Below are 20,316 nucleotides of genomic sequence, written 5' to 3' on the forward strand. Positions count from 1 at the left end.
GAGGTCCACCCGACCCAGGGATCATTTGAACGCGTTCAGATCTGCGCTAGGCTGCACCGCAGACAGACCGAGGAGACCCGAATGAGAATCGTCATACCCGGTGGCACCGGACAGGTCGGCCGGATTCTCGACCGCGCGCTGAGCGCCGAGGGCCATGACGTCCTCGTGCTGACCCGGCGCCCGCGGCGCGACCGCGAGCTCTACTGGGACGGCCGCACCCTGGGTCACTGGGCCGAGGCGATCGACGGCAGCGACGCGGTGATCAACCTCGCCGGGCGCAGCGTCAACTGCCGCTACACCCGGGCCAACCAGCGCGAGATGCTGACATCCCGGGTGGACTCCACCCGGGTCGTGGGCCGAGCCGTCGCCGCGGCGCGCAAGCCGCCGCGGGTCTGGCTCCAGATGAGCACCGCCACCATCTACGCCCACCGGTTCGGCGCCCCGCACGACGAGCGGGCCGGCGTACTGGGCGGCGGCGAGCCGGACGCGCCCCGCTCCTGGGACGCCAGTATCGCCATCGCCCGGGCCTGGGAGCAGGCCCAGCAGGAGGCCGCGACACCGGACACCCGCAAGGTCGCCCTGCGCTGCGCCATGGTGATGAGCCCCGACCGCGGCGGCGCCCTCGACCTGATGCTGCGCCTGGCGCGGTACGGGTTCGGCGGACCGATCGACGGCGGCGCACAGTACATGTCCTGGATCCACGACCGGGACCTCGTCCGCGCCGTCGGCTTCCTCCTCGAACGGGACGACCTGGCCGGGCCGGTCAACCTCGCCGCGCCCCACCCGCTGCCCCAGCGCGCCTTCATGCGGGCCCTGCGGCACGCCGGGGGGATCCCGGTGGGCCTGCCCGCCACCCGGTGGATGGCCGAGATCGGCGCCTTCGCCCTGCGCTCGGACACCGAACTGCTGCTCAAGAGCCGCTCGGTGGTACCCGGCCGGCTGCACGCGGCCGGCTTCGGTTTCGAGCACCCGCACTGGCCGGAGGCGGCGGCCGACCTGGTCCGGCGGATGCGCCGCGAACCGGTACCCGCCGGCGGCGGGCCCGCCCGTACGATGGCCCGGTAGGCGGCCGGCGGACGGCCGGGGAGACGGGCCGGGCGGGACCCGGCCGGGTGCGGGTGGAAGGGGCGTTCGGGCGGTGTTGCGCGGGTTCGGCGATCTGGAGGCCGAGATCATGGACCGGCTCTGGACCTGGGGCCGGCCGGCCACCGCCCGCGAGATCGTGGACGACCTGCAGCGGCAGCGGCCGCTCGCGTACACCACCGTCACCACCGTCGCCGACATCCTGCACACCAAGGGGTGGCTGCGCCGCGAGAAGGTGGGGCGGGCCTGGGTGTACGAGCCGACCTGCACCCGCGAGGCGTACACCGCCCAACTGATGCACCAGGCGCTGGAGACCACCTCCGACCGCGCCGGGGCGCTGCTGCACTTCGTCGACCGGATGAGCGGGGACGAGGCCTCGGCGCTGCTGGCGGCCCTGGAGCAGGTCAAGGCGCGGGATCCCCGGTGACGCTCGCGCTGCTCGCGCTCCACCTGGTCCTGGTCGGCGTCGTTCTCCCCCGGCGGCTGGCCGGTTCGCGCCGGCTCCAGGCCCGGCCGGCGGCGGGCGTGGCCGTCTGGCTCGCGCTGATGGCCTCCTTCGGCACCGCGCTGCTCCTCGCGGCGCACCATCTGGCGGCGCCGCTCGGGCACGACCCGGCCGGACTGGTCGGTCTGCTCCCGCACGTCGAGGCGGCCCCGGCCGCCGCCCCGCACGCACCCGCCTGGTGGGTACCGGCCTCAGTGGCTCTCGCCCCGGCCGCGGTGGCGCTGACCCTCGGGGTGCGGGCCGCACAGCTGCGGCGCCGGCACCGCGCGGTGCTGGACGTGGTCGCCGTCCGCGACCGGCGCCGAGGCACACTGGTGCTCGACGACGCCCGCCCGGCCGTCTACTGCCTGCCCGGCCGCCGGGCCAGGGTGGTGGTGTCGCGCGGCGCGGTGGAGCTGCTCGACGAACGCGAGCTGGCCGCCGCCGTCGCGCACGAGCACGGACACATCCGCGGCCGGCACCACCTGGCGCGGCTCGTGGTGGACACCTTCGCCCTGGCCCTCGGCCCGCTGCCGCTGGCCCGTACCGGCCGGGCGGAGGTGGCGCTGCTGCTGGAGATGGCCGCCGACGACGCCGCGCTGGTGGTGGCGACCCGCACCGAACTCGCCTCCGCGCTCTGCCTGCTGGCCACCGGGGGGCCGGTCGGCGGGCCGGCGTTCGCGGCGGCCTCCACCGGCGTCCTGGCCCGCGTCCAGCGCCTGGGCCGGCCCACGACCGACACCCGCACCGGCGCTCCCGTCTGGCGTTTCGCCGCGGTGTCCGCGCCGCTGCTGCCCTACCTGCTGGCCTGCGCGCCGCACCCGTAGCGGCCGCTCGCCGGACGGGTCCCGGCGGGCGGCTGCCGGGCCGTTCCGGCCGTAGCTCCACCGGCTCCCGCCGTGCCGCCCGTACCTGCACCGTCCTCCACTCTGCCGCCCGTATCTCCACCGTTCGAACGGCCGGACCCGGACAAGGGGCACGCCGGAGCCTGTTCACGGGCCTGACCCGTCGGCGGCGGCCTACGGGCGGACGGCCCCGACGTACGGCATCGCGTCGATCGCCAGCACCTCGACGTTCTTACCGGTGCGCGGGGCGTGGATCATCTTGCCGTCGCCGATGTAGAGGCCGACATGGTGGATGTCCGGGTAGAAGAAGACGAGGTCGCCGGGCTGGAGATCGCCGCGCGCGATCCGCTGGCCGACCTTCCACTGGTCCTGGGAGACCCGCGGCAGCTTGACGTCGGCGGCCTTCCAGGCGGCGCCGGTCAGACCGGAGCAGTCGTACCCGGCGGGGCCGGTGGCGCTCCAGACATAGGGCTTGCCGAGCTGCGCGTAGGCGAACTGGACGGCGGCCGCGGCCCGGCCGGTGGCCGGGCCGTTGTAGGCGGGGCGCTCGGCCGCGCGGGAGGCCCGGGCGGCGGTCTCCTGGGCGTTGACCTTCGCCCGGTCGGCGGCACCGAGCCGGTTCAGCAGTGCCTGCGCCTTGGCGAGCTTCTCCTGGATCGTCCTCTTCTCCTCGGCCAGGGCGGTGCCGGCCGCGTCAAGCTGGGCGAGGGCGGCGGCCGCCTCGGTGCGGTCCTGGTCGAGCCGGCGCTGCTCGCTGCGGGCCTGCGCGAGCAACGCCGCCTGGGAGTCGAGGACCTGGTTCTGCGCCGAGGCCCTCGCCAGGTACGCGCTCGGGTCGGAGTCGAGCATCAGCCGCACGGACGGGTCGATGCCTCCGTTGCGGTACTGCTCGGCGGCGACGACACCGAGCTGGGTGCGCAGCTGGTTCATCGCCTCCTGGCCGCGGACGACCTTGTCCTGGATCCGGTCGGCCTCGCCCTTGAGCTGCTGCTGCTTCTCCTGGAAGCCGTTGTAGCGCTCGATCGACTGCTCGGCCTCCTCGTTGAGCCGGTCGACCTGCTCCTTGACGGCGTCGAGCGTGGGCACCGGCTCGGCCCGGGCGGTGCCGGCGGCGAGCACGGCGCCGCCGGCCAGCGCCGTCGTCATGACCGCCATCCGGGCCCGACCGGGCGGGCTGGGCTTTCGGCGTTTTCCCATGGGCGTCGGGCTCCTTCACGGTGGTACGTGCGGTTTCACCGCGGTACGTGCGGTTTCCGCGGTACGTGCGGTTTCCGCGGTACGTGCGGTTTCCGCGGTACGTGCGGTTTCACCGCCGTACGTGTGGTTTCACGGTGACAGCGGACGGAGGTGCACGGGCGGCCCCCGTCCACTTCTACTAAGCAACTTAATAGATAGCCGGTACGGTTCCGCAACCCACCCGCAACCCGCGCCGTCCGCCCCGCCGTCCACTTCCTGAGAAAACCCCGACCGGATTCCAGTCGCCGGTTCCGCCGGTCGACCCCTCTGAAGTGCGACGAAGGGCAAAGCGAGGGCAAGGTCACACCCTCGCCCTCTGCTGCGCCGACGCAAACGAGCGCTAACCTGCGGGGCATGACGGTCCCGCCCGAAGGGCTTCCCCTGGCCGCCGAATTCCCGGCCGCACACCGCGAGAAGTGGCAGCACCTCGTCGAGAGCGTGCTGCGAAAGTCGGGTGCGCAGCCCGCCGACGGCGCGGCGGCCGAGCAGGCGCTCACCACCGCTCTCCAGGACGGGCTGCGCGCCCGCCCGCTGTACACCGCCGAGGACTCCTCGGCCGAGCCCGGCTACCCCGGCTTCCCACCGTTCGTCCGCGGCGGTCGGCCGCAGGGCAGTTCGGTGTCCGGCTGGGACGTCCGCCAGCGGCACACCGACCCGGACCCGCGCCGCGCCAACGAGGCCGTCCTGGCCGACCTGGAGAACGGCGGCAGCTCGCTCTGGCTGGAGCTGGGCGGCGACGCCCTGCCGGTCGCGGCCCTGCCCGAGGCACTGACCGGCGTCTACCTCGACCTGGCCGGCATCGTGCTCGACGCGGGACCGGAATTCACCGAGGCCGCCGAGCAGTTGTTCAAGCTCTACGAGGAGCGCGAGGTCTCCGCCGGCGCCGCCGCGGGCAACCTCGGCGCCGACCCGCTGGGCCTGGAGGCCCGCACCGGCCTGGCCGGGCGCACCGAGACGCTGCTCGCCGACGCCGCCACCCTGGCGGCCCGTTGCGCCGAGGGCTTCCCGGGGCTGCGCGCCCTCGTCGTCGACGCCCTCCCGTACCACGAGGCCGGCGCCTCCCCCGCGCAGGAGCTCGGCTGCTCACTCGCCACCGGCGTCGCGTACCTACGCGCGCTCACCGCCGCCGGGCTGAGCGTCGACGCCGCGCTCGGCCAGCTGGAGTTCCGCTACGCGGCCGACGCCGACCAGTTCCTGACGATCGCGAAGTTCCGTGCCGCGCGCCGGCTCTGGGCCCGGGTGGCCGAGGTGTCGGGGGCCGCGCCGGAGGCCTCGGCGCAGCGTCAGCACGCCGTCACCTCCGCCGTGATGATGACCGAGCGCGACCCGTGGGTGAACATGCTGCGCACCACGGTGGCCTGCCTGGCCGCCGGGGTCGGCGGCGCGGACGCGGTGAGCGTCCAGCCGTTCGACAGCGCGGTCGGCCTGTCCGACGCCTTCGCCCGCCGGATCGCCCGCAACACCCAGGCGATCCTGCTGGAGGAGTCGCACCTGGCCCGGGTCGTCGACCCGGCCGGCGGCTCCTGGTACGTGGAACAGCTGACCGACGAGCTCGCGCACGCCGCCTGGACCTGGTTCCAGGAGATCGAGCGGGCCGGCGGCCAGCGGGCCGCACTGGGCTCCGGCCTGGTCCGCGAGCGGATCGCCGCCACCTGGGCGGAGCGCTCGGTGGCGCTCGCCAAGCGGCGCGAACCCATCACCGGCGTCAGCGAGTTCCCGAACCTGGACGAGCAGCCGCTGGTCCGCCGGCCCGCTCCGGCCGGACCCGGCGGCGGGCTGCCGCGGGTGCGCCGCGCCGAGGCGTACGAGGCGCTGCGGGCCCGCTCGGACGCCCGGCTGGCCGCCACCGGCGCCCGCCCGGCCCTCTTCCTGGCCTCCCTCGGGACGGCCGCCGCGCACACCGCGCGGACCACCTTCGCCGCCAACCTGTTCCAGGCCGGCGGCATCGCGACCACGGCCGTCGAGACCGCGGTGGCCGAGCCCGGCGCCCCGGCCAGGGTCGCCGAGGCGTTCGCCGCCTCCGGCGCACGGGTGGCCTGCCTCTGCTCCAGCGACCAGCTGTACGGCGAGCACGCCGAGGCGGTGGCCGCGGCGCTCAAGGCCGCCGGCGCCCGGCGGGTGCTGCTGGCCGGCCGGCCCGGCGAGCAGCGCGAGGCGTACGAGCGGGCGGGCGTGGACGGGTTCGTCTTCGCGGGCGGCGACGCCGTCGCGGTCCTGTCCTCGCTCCTGGACGAGATCACCGACGAAAGCGGAGTGGCGTGATGATCCCCGACTTCACCGGAATCGGGCTGGACGGGGACGGCCGAGCGGACGTCACCGGCGAGCAGTGGCGCGCCTCCTGGCGGCAGGCCACCGGCAAGGACGTCGACGAGCTGCTCTGGGACACCCCCGAGGGCATCGGCGTCAAGCCGCTCTACACCGCGGACGACCTGGCGGGCCTGGACTTCCTGGGCACCTACCCCGGCATCGCCCCGTACCTGCGCGGCCCGTACCCGACGATGTACGTCAACCAGCCGTGGACGGTCCGGCAGTACGCCGGCTTCTCCACCGCCGAGGAGTCGAACGCCTTCTACCGCCGCAACCTGGCGGCCGGTCAGAAGGGCCTGTCGGTCGCCTTCGACCTGCCGACGCACCGCGGCTACGACAGTGACCACCCGCGGGTCACCGGCGACGTCGGCATGGCCGGCGTGGCGATCGACTCCATCTACGACATGCGCCAGCTCTTCGACGGCATCCCGCTGGACCGGATGTCGGTGTCGATGACCATGAACGGCGCGGTGCTGCCCGTGCTGGCGCTGTACATCGTGGCGGCCGAGGAGCAGGGGGTGGCGCCCGAGAAGCTGGCGGGGACCATCCAGAACGACATCCTCAAGGAGTTCATGGTCCGCAACACCTACATCTACCCGCCGCAGCCGTCGATGCGGATCATCTCGGACATCTTCGCGTACACCTCGCAGAAGATGCCGCGGTACAACTCGATCTCCATCTCCGGCTACCACATCCAGGAGGCCGGGGCCACCGCCGACCTGGAGCTGGCCTACACCCTGGCCGACGGCGTGGAGTACCTGCGGGCGGGCCTGGACGTCGGGCTGGACGTGGACGCCTTCGCGCCGCGCCTGTCGTTCTTCTGGGCGATCGGCATGAACTTCTTCATGGAGGTCGCCAAGCTGCGCGCGGCCCGGCTGCTCTGGGCCAAACTGGTCAAGCAGTTCGACCCGAAGAACGCCAAGTCGCTGTCGCTGCGCACCCATTCGCAGACCTCCGGCTGGTCGCTCACCGCGCAGGACGTGTTCAACAACGTCACCCGCACCTGCGTGGAGGCGATGGCGGCCACCCAGGGCCACACCCAGTCGCTGCACACCAACGCCCTCGACGAGGCGCTGGCGCTGCCGACCGACTTCTCGGCCCGGATCGCCCGCAACACCCAGCTGCTGCTCCAGCAGGAGTCCGGCACCTGCCGTTCGATCGACCCGTGGGGCGGCTCGGCGTACGTCGAGAAGCTCACCCACGACCTGGCCCGCCGCGCCTGGCAGCACATCCAGGAGGTGGAGGCGGCCGGTGGCATGGCCAAGGCCATCGACGCGGGCATCCCCAAGCTGCGCGTCGAGGAGGCCGCCGCCCGCACCCAGGCCCGGATCGACTCCGGCCGACAGCCGGTGATCGGCGTCAACAAGTACCGGGTGGACAGCGACGAGCAGATCGACGTGCTCAAGGTCGACAACTCCTCGGTGCGGTCCCGTCAGATCGAGAAGCTGCGCCGGCTGCGCGAAGAGCGCGACGAGGTCGTCACCCAGGCCACCCTGGACGCGCTCACCCGGGCCGCCGAGGCCGGCCCGCAGCGCGGCGGCTCGCTGGACGGCAACCTGCTCCACCTGGCCGTGAACGCGGCCCGGGCCAAGGCCACCGTCGGCGAGATCTCGGACGCCCTGGAGAAGGTGTACGGCCGCCACTCCGGCCAGATCCGTACCATCTCGGGTGTGTACCGAGACGAAGCCGGGCCGTCGGCCCCCCTCCAGCGCACCCGCGACCTGGTCGAGCGGTTCGAGCAGGCCGAGGGCCGGCGCCCGCGCATCCTGGTCGCCAAGATGGGCCAGGACGGCCACGACCGCGGCCAGAAGGTGATCGCCACCGCCTTCGCCGACCTCGGTTTCACCGTCGACGTCGGTCCGCTGTTCCAGACCCCGGCGGAGGTCGCCCGCCAGGCCGTCGAGGCGGACGTGCACATCGTCGGCGTCTCCTCGCTGGCCGCCGGCCACCTCACCCTGGTGCCGGCCCTGCGCGCCGAACTGGCCGAGGCCGGCCGGGAGGACATCACCATCGTGGTCGGCGGGGTCATCCCCCCGGGCGACTTCGACGCCCTCTACGAGGCGGGGGCGGCGGCCGTCTTCCCGCCCGGCACGGTGATCCCGGAAGCCGCCTTCGACCTGCTGAAGTCGCTCGCCGCCGACCTCGGCCACGACCTGTGAGCCGCTGAAGCGATGGCGCCCCGGACGATCGACCTCGACCAGTACGCCCAGGGGGTTCGGGAGGGCTCGCGCGCGTTCGTCGCGCGGGCCATCACCCTCGTGGAGTCCACCCGGCCCGACCACCGCGCGCTGGCGCAGCAGTTGCTCACCATGCTGCTGCCGCACGCGGGCGGGGCGGTGCGGGTGGGCATCACCGGCGTCCCCGGTGTCGGCAAGTCGACTTTCATCGACGCCTTCGGCACCATGCTCACGGGTTCGGGCCACCGGGTCGCCGTCCTCGCCGTCGACCCGACGTCCAGCCGGACCGGCGGCTCGATCCTGGGTGACAAGACCCGGATGGAGCGCCTCGCCGTCGACCCGAACGCCTTCGTCCGCCCCTCGCCGACCTCCGGCACCCTCGGCGGGGTGGCCCGGGCCACCCGGGAGTCGATGGTGGTGATGGAGGCGGCGGGGTACGACGTGGTGCTGATCGAGACGGTCGGCGTCGGCCAGTCGGAGACCACGGTGGCCGGCATGGTCGACTCCTTCCTGCTGCTCTCGCTGGCCCGCACCGGGGACCAGCTCCAGGGCATCAAGAAGGGCGTGCTGGAGCTGGCGGACGTGATCGCCGTCAACAAGGCGGACGGCCCGCACGAGACCGACGCCAAGGCCGCCGCCCGCGAACTCGCGGGCGCGCTCAGGCTGTTGCAGGCCCCGGACGCACCCTGGACGCCGCCGGTGCTGACGTGCAGCGGCCGCGACGGCAGTGGCCTGGACGTCCTCTGGGAGCGGCTCCAGCAGCACCGCAAGGTCCTCGACGCGACCGGCGCGCTGACGGCCAAGCGCCGCGACCAGCAGGTGGAGTGGACGTGGGCGATGGTCCACGACCAGCTCTTCGCCCGCCTGCACGCCCACCCCGAGGTCCGGCGCCTCGCGCCCACCCTGGAACACCAGGTCCGCGAGGGCACCGTCCCGGCGAGCCTGGCGGCCCAACAGATCCTGGACGCGTTCCGCGGGGAGTGACCCCACCGAGCCACCGCAACGGCCCCGGACCGGTACACACCGGTCCGGGGCCGTCCTGCCCGGCTCAGACGGCGCTGGCCGCCGCGAAGCGGGTGGAGACGTCCTGCCAGTTGACGACGTCCCAGAGCTTGGTGACGTAGTCCGGGCGGACGTTGCGGTACTGCAGGTAGTACGCGTGCTCCCAGGCGTCGAAGGCGAGCAGCGGGGTGGTGCCCTGGCCCACGTTGCCGTGGTGGTCGTAGACCTGCTCGACGATCAGGCGCTTGCCCAGCGGCTCCCAGGAGAGGATGCCCCAGCCGGAGCCCTGGACGCCGGTGGTGGCGGTGGTGAGCTGCTTCTTGAACGCCTCGAAGCTGCCGAAGTGCTCGGTGATCGCGTCGGCCAGCGCGCCTTCGGGGCGGTCGCCGCCCTCGGGCGAGAGGTTCTCCCAGAACAGCGAGTGCAGCACGTGGCCGGACAGGTGGAAGGCGAAGGTCTTCTGCAGGCCCACCAGGCCGCCGAACTGCTCCTTGTCCCGCGCCTCGGCGAGCTGCGCCAGGGTGTCGTTGGCGCCCTTGACGTACGCCGCGTGGTGCTTCGAGTGGTGCAGCTCCAGGATCTCGGCGGACATCGCGCGCTCGAGCGCGGAGTAGTCGTACGGCAGGTCGGGAAGCGTGTAGGTGCCCATCAGGACACGGCCCCTTTCGGCGAGTTCAACGGTGATGATCGTGCCGGGACAACACTATTGCGTATGAGTTGCAGGAACGAAGCATGGGCTCCTGCATATTCCCCGTGTGCCGTCGGGCACAATGGACGCGCAGATGTAATGAGCGGCAAGGGTGAGTGACCATGACCGGATCGCCGGTGGTGCTGGGGATCGAGTCGTCCTGCGACGAGACCGGTGCGGGCCTCGTCCAGGACGGGCGGCTGCTCGGCCAGGCGGTGGCGTCCAGCATGGACGAGCACGCCCGCTTCGGCGGCGTGGTGCCGGAGATCGCCGCCCGCGCGCACGTGCACGCCATGGCGCCGGTCGTTCAGGAAGCCCTGGGGCAGGCCGGGCTGACCCTCGCCGACGTCGGCGCCGTCGCGGTGACGACCGGCCCCGGGCTCTCCGGGGCGCTCCAGGTCGGGGTGGCCGCCGCCAAGAGCTACGCCTTCTCGCTCGACGTCCCGCTCTACGGCGTGCACCACCTGGCCGGGCACGTCGCCGCCGCGACCCTGGACGGCGGCCCGCTGCCGAACCCCTGCGTGGTGCTGATCGTGTCCGGCGGACACACCTCCCTCCTGCTGGTCCGCGACCTCGCCCGCGACCCGATCGTCCACCTCGGCGACACCCTGGACGACGCCGCCGGCGAGTGCTTCGACAAGGTCGCCCGGATCCTGCGCCTGCCCTATCCGGGCGGGCCGGCGATCGACCGCGCCGCGCGCGGCGGCGACCCTCGCGCCGTGCGCCTGCCGCGCCCGCTCACCGGGCCGCATGACGACCCGTACGCGTTCTCCTTCTCCGGCCTCAAGACCGCCGCCGCCCGCTGGGTCGAGGCCCGGCGCGCCGCCGGCACGGAGCCGAACGTCCCCGACGCCGCCGCCGCGCTCCAGGAGGCGATCGCCGACGTGCTCACCCGCAAGGCCGTCCGCGCCTGCACCGACCACGGCATCACCACGCTGGTGGTGGTCGGCGGCGTCGCGGCCAACTCCCGTGTCCGGACGCTTGCCGAGCGGCGCTGCGCGTCGGCCGGGATCACCCTGCGGGTGCCGCCGCTGCGGCTGTGCACCGACAACGGCGCGATGGTCGCCGCGATCGGTGACCTGCTGGTCCGGGCGGGCGCCGAGCCGGCCCCGGCCGATCTGTCGATCGACCCGTCGGCGCCGCTGGAGTTCGCGGCGCTCACCCCGTTCGCCGCGGCCCGGGCCGCCTGACCCGCTCCTCCGTGCGCCCCGTCGGGCCCGTCCGCCCCGGCGGTCTGACTGTCTTCTGACAACGTTTCGGTTGCGGCGGGCACCAAATCCGTTCAGAGGCCTTCCCGCCGCCGTGCGACATGTGCCATTTTACATGTCACACATCGAGCGGTCGCGTCCCCCAACAACGCGGCCCCGAACGGCCCCGGAGGCCCCCACAGATGCGTCCCTCCCGGATTTCCAAGGCCACCGTGCGCGGAGTCCCCGCGCTCGGCGCGGCCTTCTTCCTCGCGCTCGGCCTGCTCGCCCCCCAGAGCCAGGCCGCCCCGGTTGGTTCGGCCACTCCTGCGGCCAAGGCCGCGACCGGCACCGCCTCGGCGCCGGCGCCGAGGTCGATCCCGGTGCCCAAGTCTCCCGACGCGAGCATCGGCGACCGCCCGCTCGCCGCCGAGAGCGCCGGCAAGGGGACCGTCACGAAGGCGGCCCCGCAGACCCCGCGGGCCGCCACCAAGGACGCCAAACAGTTCTCGGCCGCCGCCGCGGCAGCCGACTGCAGCATCTCCGGCGTGCTCGGCGCCTCGGGCAGCGCGCTGGTCCAGCAGCTCAAGGCGCTCCCCGACGTCACCTGCACCTACCCGCTGTTCGACCTCACCGGGACCGACGCCGGAAGGGTCTTCAAAGAGACCCAGATGGTGACCGTCTCCGACGCGCTGCGCACCGCCTCGGCCACCTACACCGGTGACAACAGCGCGGGCATCGGCCAGCTGGTGATGTTCCTGCGCGCCGGCTACTACGTGCAGGGCAAGAACACGGCCGCCGTCGGCGCCTACGGCACCCCGCTGCAGACCTCGATCCGCGGCTCGCTGGACGCCTTCTTCGCGGCCCCGCACAGCCAGGACGCCACCGAGGCCAACGGCGCGACCCTCAACGAGGCCGTCACCCTGATCGACAGCGCCCACGAGAACGGCCGGTACGCCGGCATCGTCAAGCGCCTCCTGGCCGGCTACACCAGCAGCTGGCCGAACGCGATGGCCACCGCCGTCCAGCACGCCGGGTGGGTCATCGAGGGCGGGTTCGACGCCAAGCGGGCCGACACCGCCTTCGTCGCCGCCCTCCAGGCCGACCCGACCATCGCGACCACCTGGGCCGCCTTCGTCACCCGCAACGCCGCCCAGATGAACGGCGGCGACGTGGTCACCAGCATCGGCATGCTGCTCGGCAACCTGGTCGGCAACGACGCGCTGCGGGCCCAGGGCCGCCCGCTGGTCAAGGACCTGATCAACCGCTACCCGCTCGTCGGCGCCACCGGCCCGCTGACCATGAACCTGGTCTGGTTCGCCGAGAACCAGGACAAGGGCAACTGTTCCTACTACGGCACCTGTGACCTGCCGGCCCGGCTCGTCCCGCTGGTCCTGACCGTCGACCACACCTGCAACGCCAACCTGCGGATCCGCGCGCAGGAGATGACGGCCCAGCAGCTGTCCGACACCTGCACCAGCCTGACCAACCAGGACGCCTTCTTCCACAAGGTCATCAAGGACAACGGGGCGATCCCCGGCGACCTGAACACCAGCCTGGAGGTCGTCGCCTTCGACGACTACTACAACTACAGCCTGTACGCCTGGATCATGTACGGCATCGCCGTCGACAACGGTGGCATGTACGAGGAGGGCAACCCGGCCAAGGTCGGCAACCAGGCTCGCTTCATCGCCCACGAGGCCGACTGGCTGCGCCCGAGCTTCCAGATCTGGAACCTCAACCACGAGTACACCCACTACCTCGACGGCCGCTACAACATGGCCGGTGACTTCGAGGCCGGCATGACCACGCCGACCATCTGGTGGGTCGAGGGCATCGCCGAGTACGTTTCGTACAGCTACCGCAACGTGCACTACGACGCCGCCATCACCGAGGCCGGCAAGAAGACCTACAAGCTCAGCCAGCTCTTCGACACCACGTACGACAACGCCGACCAGACCCGGATCTACAACTGGGGCTACCTGGCCGTCCGTTACATGCTCCAGTCGCACCCGCAGGACGTCGACGCACTGCTCGCCAAGTACCGGGCAGGCGACTGGGCCGGCGCCCGCACCCTGCTCACCTCCACCATCGGCACCAAGTACGACGCCGACTTCGCGAGCTGGCTGACCGCCTGCGCGGCCGACAACTGCGGCACCCTGCCGACCGTCACCCAGACCCCGCTCTGCACCGCCGCTGACATCCGTCAGTTCGACAAGAACTGCCGCCGGGACAACGTCGCCGCCGCCACGGGCAACTACAGCTACAGCTTCCTGAGCCTGCCCGCCGGTGTGCGGCAGCTGACCATCACCACCAGCGGCGGCTCCGGCAACGCCGACCTGTACTACGGCGGCAGCAACTGGGCCACCACCGGCTCCTACCAGGCGAAGTCCACCAACGCCGGCAACGGCGAGACCCTGACGATCACCAACCCGCCGTCCGGCTGGGTCTACTTCAGCCTCTACGCCCAGCAGGGCTTCAGCGGCGTCACCGTCACCACCCAGTACCAGTAGGCCGCTCCGGCGGCACCCACCAAGGTCCGCCGAGCTCCGAGGGCCCCGCCACGCGGCGGGGCCCTCTGCCGTGCCAGGAGGGCCTCCCGGGCCCATCGGGACGCCGTCCTGGCGGCCCGCCACCACCCCGTCCGCGACAACCCTGGGCTCGCACCGCCCGCGACAACCCGGGCACTCGCCCCGCAGGTGCTCTCACCACCGCCCGCGGGCACCCGGCCTGACAACGTTTCGGTTGCGGCGGGAGGTAATCCGGTCCGAGGCCTTCCGCATGTGATGCGACATGTGCAATTTTACATGTCACACATCGAAGGCCGCGTTCCCCAACAGCGGCCACGACGGCCCCGGAGGCCCCCACAGATGCGTCCCTCCCGGATATCAACGGCCAACGCGCGCAGACTTCCCGCGCTCGGCGCGGCCTTCTTCATCGCGCTCGGCCTGTTCGCGCCGCAGAGCCAGGCCGCCCCCGTCGGCACCACGACCCCGGCCGGCCCCGGCGCCACCGCGAGCGCCGCCCCGGCGCCGCGGTCGATCCCGGTCCCCAAGTCGCCCGACGCCAGGAACAACAGCACCTTCAAGCTCTCCTCGCAGGACTACGGCAAGGAGGCCACCGCGCCGGCCGCGCCGGCCACCGCACCGGTCACGGCGGCCAAGCAGTTCTCGGCCGCCGCCGGCGAGCCCTGTCCGGACCTGTCCGGCTTGATCAACGCCACGGGCAGCGCGTTGATCCAGCAGCTCAAGGCACTGCCGAACGTCACCTGCGCCTACCCGCTGTTCAACCTCACGGGCACCGACGCCGGGAACGCCTTCGGCGAAGCCAAGATGGCGACCGTCGCCAACGCCCTGCGCGACGCCTCCGCCGCCTACCCCGGCGACAACAGCACGTCCGTCGGGCAGCTGGTGATGTTCCTGCGCGCCGGCTACTACCTCCACGAGGTCTACCCGAACGTCGTCGGCACCTACGGTCCGACGCTGGACACCGCGTCCCGCGGCGCGCTGGACGCCTTCTTCGCCGCCCCGCACAGCAAGGACGTCACCGACGCCAACGGCGACATCCTCAACGAGGTCGTCACGGTGATCGGCCAGACCAAGACGCTCGGCCGGTACTCCGGCGTCCTCCAGCGGATGCTGGCCGGCTACAACGGCACCTGGCCCCAGAAGATGAACCTGTCCCTGCAGCACTTCGACTGGATCATCGAGGAGGGCTTCGACCCCAAGGCCGACAGCCAGGGTCTGAAGGCGGCCCTCAAGGCCGACGCCGGCCTCCTCACCACCTGGGCCGACTTCATCACCCGCAACGAGGACCTGCTGAACCGCGACGACATGGTCAGCAACATGGGCCGCTACCTCGGCTACGCCCTCGTGGTCCCCGAGCTCAAGGACCGGCTCCGGCCGCTGCTCAAGGACCTGATCAACCGGTACCCCAACGTCGGCCCCACCGCCCCGATCACCATGAACCTGGCCTGGGCCACCCGCAAGTTCGACAAGGGCAACTGCGCGGCCTACGGCATCTGCGACCTCAACACCCGCCTGATGCCGGTGATCCTGCCGATCCAGCACACCTGCAACCCGGGGCTGAAGATCCGCGCCCAGGACGTGTCCGCCGCGCAGCTGGCCACCACCTGCACCAGCCTGGTCAACCAGGACGCCTACTTCCACAAGGTGATCGGCGACAAGGGCGCGCTCCCCGGGGACGTGAACACCAACCTGGAGGTCGTCGCCTTCGACGACTACTACAACTACTCGCTGTACGCCTGGTCCTTCTACGACATCGACGTGGACAACGGCGGCATGTACGAGGAGGGCAACCCGGCCCTGCCCGGCAACCAGGCCCGCTTCATCGCCCACGAGGCCAGCTGGCTGCGCCCGAGCTTCCAGATCTGGAACCTCAACCACGAGTACACCCACTACCTCGACGGCCGCTACAACATGGCCGGCGACTTCGAGGCCGGTATCACCACCCCGACCATCTGGTGGGTCGAGGGCATCGCCGAGAACATCTCCTTCGGCTACCGCAACGTTCGCAACAGCGATGCGATCACCGAGGCCGGCAAGAAGACGTACAAGCTCAGCGAGCTCTTCGACACGGTCTACGACCAGACCGGGGACCCCGACGTCAACTCGAACCGGGTCTACCGGTGGGGCTGGCTGGCGGTCCGCTACATGCTCCAGGAGCACCCCGCGGACATGCAGGCCGTGCTCACCAAGTACCGCGCCGGTGACTGGAACGGTGCCCGTGCCATCCTGAAGCAGACCATCGGCACCAGCTACGACGCCGGCTTCGACGCCTGGCTGACCGCCTGCGCGACCAACGACTGCGGCTCGCTGCCGGACGCTCCGGTCACCCCGGCCACCCCGCTCTGCACCATCGCCGACCCGCGCCAGTTCGACAAGAACTGCCGCCGGGACAACGTCGCCGCCGCCACGGGCAACTACAGCTACAACTTCCTGTACCTGCCCGCCGGTGTGCAGCAGCTGACCATCACCACCAGCGGTGGCACCGGCAACGCCGACCTGTACTACGGCGGCGGCAGCTGGGCCACCACCGGCTCCTACCAGGCGAAGTCCACCAACGCCGGGAACGGCGAGACCCTGACGATCACCAACCCGCCGTCCGGCTGGGTCTACTTCAGCCTCGCCGCCGGACAGCAGGACTTCAGCGGCGTCACCGTCACCACCCAGTACCAGTAGGCCAGTAGGCCGGTACCGATAGGACAGTCGTAGCACCACGGCACTCCCGGCGAAGGGCCCCGCACTCAGCGGGGCCCTTCGTCATGCCCCGGTGCCGGCGGACCAGACGACCAGCGGCGGCCGGACAGCGGCGCAGAGCGGTTGCCCCTCGGCATCGGTCAGACCGAGCCGGGCCACCAGCATCCCGCTGCGCACGGCCGCCTCGGCGGTGTCCCGCTCGACCGCCGCCAGCATCAGCTTGGCCCGGCGGAACATCGTGCGGCCTCCACCACCGCCCGCGACCCAGGAGAGGTAGACGAACCGGGCACCCGGGCCGCCCTGGACGTACGGGCCGAGGAGGTCCACCCCCACCGGGAGCGCCTTCGCGGTGCACTCCAGGGTCCAGACCGCCCCGGCCGCGTCCCCGGCCACCGGTTCGAGCAACTCCTCCGGCCTGCCCCGCCGTTGCACGGCGACGTGGATGTCGTCGTAGCCGGGGAAGCCCGGGGCCGCGGGGCAGCTGCGCCCCGGCAGGTCGGTGGCCTCGATCCTGATCCGCACGCTCGTGTTCGCCATGGCACCATCCTGCCGTGTGGCACCCGCGCCGGCCGGGACAGGCGACGCCCGGGACGCGACCGGCGGCCTCAGTGCAGGACGGGCGGCCGGAGGGCGAGGACGGCGGGCACGGCCTCGGGGGCGGCCAGGCGCAGCAGGCCGTGCCCGATCCCGGCGAGCCCGACCAGCAGCGAGGGGCTGTGGACGCCATGCGGCAGTCCGCAGACCCAGCCGCGCGCGTCCAGGGCGTCCAGGGTGGCGGCGGCCTGGCGCAGACCGGCCGCCCGCCAGCGGCCACCGGCGAGCAGCAGCGGCTCCAGGTTGCCGAAGTCGCCGTGACAGAGGGAGAAGTTGAGGCCGAAGCCGTGCCGCAGCACGGTGTCCAGGGCGGTGTCGCGCTCCTTGCGCAGCAACTCGCCGTCGACTTCCGGCAGCAGGGCCCGCCCGGCCCCTTCGGCGCCGACCGGCTCCACCGGGCCCAGCTCGACGCGGGCGAGTGCGATGCCCGCCGCGCCGTGGCACCAGAGCGCCGGGTAGGACGGCGCGTCCGGCCCGTCGTCCTCGCGGACGTCGCGCCAGTTGGCCGCGGCCGGGTCGAACAGGGAGCGCTCGTACTCCAGGGCGGAGAGGGCGAGTTCGGGCAACCGGCCGTCGCCGAGCAGGGCGCCCGCCCGGGCCAGGGCCCAGGCGATGCCGGAGCCGCCGTGGGCGAACCCTGCGAGCGGTCGGGAGGCGGCGCCGGCCAGCGAGGCGGGCAACCAGCCAACGCCGCCCTCGTGGTGCGGGCGGCCCTGCCCGGCCAGGCGTTCGGCGCAGCGCGCCAGCGCGTCGGTCACCGCCGGACCGGGGCGCACCGCGGCCCAGGCGGCGAGGCCGCCGATGGTGCCGGCGCTGCCCGCGATCAGGTCGTGGTGGACGTCCTCGCCTGCCGTGGCGGCGGCACGGACCACCAACATGGCTGCCAGCTCGTCGAGTTCAGGATCGGGACCGGACCAGTGGGCGGCGAGCTGGGCGAGGGTGTAGAGCAGGCCGCCGGTGCCCGCCAGTCCGCCGCCGAGGCGATCGGCCCGGCGGCGGATCTGCCGGCGGAGCGTCGCTTCGGCCGCGGTGGCGGCCCTCCGGTGCTCGCGGTCGCCACCGACTCGGGCGAGCTGGTCGAGGAAGAGCACGACACCGGCGGTGCCGCTGTACAGGTCCGGCCCGAGTTCGGCGGGCGCCCAGCGGCCCGGCGGGGCCCAGTTGGGCCCGGCCCAGGCGAGATCGGCGCGGCCCCGGTACGCCTCGCCCAGCAGCTGCTCACCGGCTGCCACGGCCTTCTCCAGGGCCCGCGCCCGCAGTCGGCCGAGGTCTTCGGCCGGCGGGCCGTCCGGGAGGTCGCCGGGCGGCGCCGCCGGATGGGCGCGGGCCACCGCCTCCGCGCGGCCCGCCATCGAGGCGGAGGCTGCGGGCCCGGGCTCGCGGGCACCGTCCGCCGTGGTGACGGAGAGGCGCAGCAGCTGGACCTGGCGGGCGAGGTCCTCGGGGCCGAGCCGGTCCACCTTGGCCAGCACCGACTCCAGGGCCGGCCGGACCGCGACACCGGGCACCACGGAGCCGTCGGAGGCACGGGCGTCCACGCCGTCCGGCCGGACGGTGAAGACCGGCACGTCGCCGCGCCACAGGTCGGCGCGCTCGTGCGCGAGGAACGGCAGGGCGTGCTCCTCCCAGGCGACCAGCGCCCAGAGCCGGTCCAGGTGACGCTCCTGGTCGAGGGCGTCCCGCAGCAGGTCGGGGTGCGAGCCGGTGGCGAGCAGACTGCGGTACTCCAGGGTGTCGCGGCGCAGAAGCCTGGTCTCGTCCGCCGCGAAGGACCGCACCAGTGACCGGAGTTGCTCCTTGTCCTCGGCCAGCAGCAGGTACGCCTCGGTGAACCCGGCCTCCAGCTCGGCGGTGAAGTCGGCGAGCCGCAGCGGCTCTCCGGGCGGGACGGGCCGGCTGCCGGCCGCCTCGACGGGCAGCCGCCGGTACTCGATGCGCAGCTCGTCCGTCCCCTCGCCGACCAGCACGGGGACGGCGCGGGGCGGCAGCGCGGTCGGGTCCCAGCCGAGCGCGGAGAGGTCGGCGCCACCGTTGCCGTCCTCGTCCCACATCCGTTCGGGCAGCAGCCCGGAACGGAGCACCGAGTGCGCGGCGTCGTGGCGGGCGAGGCGCTCGGACTCGGAGAGGTCCTTGGCGGGCTCGTGCAGATCGGGGTGGAGCAGCGCCTCCAGGTCGATCAGGACGGGCCGGTCGCGGACGGCGATCAGGTTCTGGGCATGGCAGTCGACCGCGTCGAGCAGGTACAGCAGGGCCGCGAGGGCGCCGGCGCGGTGGTAGAAGTCCCGCAACTCCGCCCGGTCACGGGCCGGTTCGGCGGTGACGTGGGCCACCCAACCGTAGCCCTCGCCGAGCAGGTGGGGCAGCACGGGCAGGGGCAGGCGCAGCCGCGGGTTGAGCCGTTCCACGAGCTGCTGGAAGTGCAGCTCGGCGCCGAGCGGGCGCGGCTTGTAGACCACCCGGACGCCGTCCTGTTCCCACCGCAGGGCGCAGACGGTGGCACCGCCGCGGTGCCGGTCACCGAGGCCGGTGGCGAGTTCGGTGAGCCGGCCGAGCGGGCGGCCGTCGGCGAAGGTGTGGGAGAGGGCGGGGAGGTCGGCGGCGAGCCGGCGGAACAGGGTGAGGTGGGTGTCCGTCCACTGCTCCGCGGCCACGGCGAGGCGGCGGGCCAGCACCGGGTACTCGGCGAGGAGTCGCAGCGCGCGCTCGGGCGCGGTGAGCCCGGCCAGGAACCCCCGGTACCGCTCCTCGGCGGTGTCGCCGGTCAACCCTCCCGAGAGCCGGGCGACATGGAGCTCGGTGATCACGGTGCGGACGGCCAGGGCGTGTGCGGTGGCGGTGAGCGCGGGGGTGACCAGCGCGGTCAGCTCCTCGGGGGTGCCGAGGGAGGACAGCGCGGGATCCGCCGTGCCGAGGGCGGCGAGGCCGGCGCGCAGCCGCTCGACGGCGTCCGCCAGCACTGGCGCGGCGAGGGCCGCGAAGGCGTGCTGCTCGTCGAGCGCCGGCGGGCCGGTCTGAGCGGGCGCCTCGAAGGCGGCGGCCAGCCGCTCGGCCCACGGCTCGGGAGCGCCGAGGCGCTCGGCCAGGGCCTCGGGCGGCTCGGCCAGCAGGGCGCGCATCGCCGCCGGATCGAGTCCGTCGGCGGCGAGGCGGCGTTCGAACCAGCCCGGCCGGTCGAACGGCGGCTGGGCGCGCCAGCGGTCGAGCACCCGGTCGGCCCGGGCTCCGCGCCCGGTCTCGCTCTCGGTCCCGCGCTCGGTGGCGGTCTCGGTGGTGGTCTCGGTGGCGGAGGCGCTCGGCCGTCCGCGCCGGGCCGGCAGGACGGCTCGGGCCGCGGCCCGCCGGAATTCGGACACGTCGGGCACGGCCGGCGCCGCCTCTCTGGTCGGTCGGGGTTCCCCGGGGTCGGGTCTCAGGCCCGCCGGAGGGATCGTCGCCTCGGGCGTACCGCGCTCACGGCGAGGACCGGCTCGGGGGTACGCCCGAGGAGGGGGCAC

13 protein-coding genes are annotated in these 20,316 nt (G+C 73.2%); 9 read left to right on the forward strand and 4 right to left on the reverse strand.

Features of this window, described 5'->3' with window-relative positions:
* Nucleotides 1-81: 81 nt before the first annotated feature.
* The 3 genes from AB0J08_RS23670 (at nt 82) to AB0J08_RS23680 (ending at nt 2,394) form a co-directional block, all read left to right on the forward strand.
* Nucleotides 82-1,065 carry a TIGR01777 family oxidoreductase gene (locus AB0J08_RS23670; RefSeq protein ID WP_360637624.1) on the forward strand — a complete coding sequence of 328 codons (984 nt, stop codon included), beginning with the start codon at nt 82-84 and terminating at the stop codon, nt 1,063-1,065.
* A gap of 76 nt (nt 1,066-1,141) precedes the next feature.
* Nucleotides 1,142-1,510, forward strand: coding sequence for a BlaI/MecI/CopY family transcriptional regulator (locus AB0J08_RS23675; RefSeq protein WP_360637776.1), 369 nt, complete (start codon nt 1,142-1,144; stop codon nt 1,508-1,510).
* Nucleotides 1,507-2,394 carry a M56 family metallopeptidase gene (locus tag AB0J08_RS23680; RefSeq protein WP_360637627.1) on the forward strand — a complete coding sequence of 296 codons (888 nt, stop codon included), beginning with the start codon at nt 1,507-1,509 and terminating at the stop codon, nt 2,392-2,394. The genes AB0J08_RS23675 and AB0J08_RS23680 overlap by 4 nt, the downstream gene beginning before the upstream one ends.
* Before the next feature lie 192 nt (nt 2,395-2,586).
* On the opposite strand, the gene AB0J08_RS23685 is transcribed toward AB0J08_RS23680, so the two are convergent.
* Nucleotides 2,587-3,609 carry a C40 family peptidase gene (locus tag AB0J08_RS23685; RefSeq protein ID WP_360637630.1) on the reverse strand — a complete coding sequence of 341 codons (1,023 nt, stop codon included), beginning with the start codon at nt 3,607-3,609 and terminating at the stop codon, nt 2,587-2,589.
* Between the two features lie 393 nt (nt 3,610-4,002).
* On the opposite strand from AB0J08_RS23685, the gene AB0J08_RS23690 reads away from it, so the two are divergent.
* Genes AB0J08_RS23690 through meaB form a run of 3 tightly spaced genes read left to right on the forward strand, consistent with a single transcriptional unit; the run spans nt 4,003 to nt 9,116 of the window.
* Nucleotides 4,003-5,910: a methylmalonyl-CoA mutase subunit beta gene (locus AB0J08_RS23690; RefSeq protein WP_360637633.1), complete on the forward strand. Its 1,908-nt coding sequence runs from the start codon at nt 4,003-4,005 to the stop codon at nt 5,908-5,910.
* Nucleotides 5,910-8,114 carry a methylmalonyl-CoA mutase gene (scpA, locus tag AB0J08_RS23695; protein WP_360637636.1) on the forward strand — a complete coding sequence of 735 codons (2,205 nt, stop codon included), beginning with the start codon at nt 5,910-5,912 and terminating at the stop codon, nt 8,112-8,114. The genes AB0J08_RS23690 and scpA overlap by 1 nt, the downstream gene beginning before the upstream one ends.
* A gap of 12 nt (nt 8,115-8,126) precedes the next feature.
* Nucleotides 8,127-9,116 (forward strand): methylmalonyl Co-A mutase-associated GTPase MeaB, encoded by a 990-nt coding sequence (gene meaB / locus AB0J08_RS23700; RefSeq protein ID WP_360637639.1) that lies wholly within the window; start codon nt 8,127-8,129, stop codon nt 9,114-9,116.
* 64 nt (nt 9,117-9,180) lie between these two features.
* Here the strand turns inward: meaB and AB0J08_RS23705 are convergent, their stop codons facing one another.
* Nucleotides 9,181-9,783, reverse strand: coding sequence for a superoxide dismutase (locus AB0J08_RS23705; RefSeq protein ID WP_360637642.1), 603 nt, complete (start codon nt 9,781-9,783; stop codon nt 9,181-9,183).
* A gap of 161 nt (nt 9,784-9,944) precedes the next feature.
* On the opposite strand from AB0J08_RS23705, the gene tsaD reads away from it, so the two are divergent.
* The 3 genes from tsaD to AB0J08_RS23720 all read left to right on the forward strand — a co-directional run bounded on the left by tsaD (nt 9,945) and on the right by AB0J08_RS23720 (nt 16,210).
* Nucleotides 9,945-11,012 (forward strand): tRNA (adenosine(37)-N6)-threonylcarbamoyltransferase complex transferase subunit TsaD, encoded by a 1,068-nt coding sequence (gene tsaD / locus AB0J08_RS23710; protein ID WP_360637645.1) that lies wholly within the window; start codon nt 9,945-9,947, stop codon nt 11,010-11,012.
* A 200-nt stretch (nt 11,013-11,212) separates the two neighbouring features.
* Nucleotides 11,213-13,522 carry a collagenase gene (locus tag AB0J08_RS23715; protein ID WP_360637648.1) on the forward strand — a complete coding sequence of 770 codons (2,310 nt, stop codon included), beginning with the start codon at nt 11,213-11,215 and terminating at the stop codon, nt 13,520-13,522.
* A gap of 357 nt (nt 13,523-13,879) precedes the next feature.
* Nucleotides 13,880-16,210: a collagenase gene (locus AB0J08_RS23720; protein ID WP_360637651.1), complete on the forward strand. Its 2,331-nt coding sequence runs from the start codon at nt 13,880-13,882 to the stop codon at nt 16,208-16,210.
* Between the two features lie 81 nt (nt 16,211-16,291).
* On the opposite strand, the gene AB0J08_RS23725 is transcribed toward AB0J08_RS23720, so the two are convergent.
* Together AB0J08_RS23725 and AB0J08_RS23730 are read right to left on the reverse strand one after the other, a co-directional pair.
* Nucleotides 16,292-16,765: a DUF5990 family protein gene (locus AB0J08_RS23725; RefSeq protein ID WP_360637654.1), complete on the reverse strand. Its 474-nt coding sequence runs from the start codon at nt 16,763-16,765 to the stop codon at nt 16,292-16,294.
* A 68-nt stretch (nt 16,766-16,833) separates the two neighbouring features.
* Nucleotides 16,834-20,184, reverse strand: coding sequence for a type 2 lanthipeptide synthetase LanM family protein (locus AB0J08_RS23730; RefSeq protein WP_360637657.1), 3,351 nt, complete (start codon nt 20,182-20,184; stop codon nt 16,834-16,836).
* Between the last annotated feature and the right edge of the window lie 132 nt (nt 20,185-20,316).

Origin of the sequence: Kitasatospora sp. NPDC050463 (assembly GCF_040655255.1) — a bacterium.
GTDB lineage: Bacteria > Actinomycetota > Actinomycetes > Streptomycetales > Streptomycetaceae > Kitasatospora.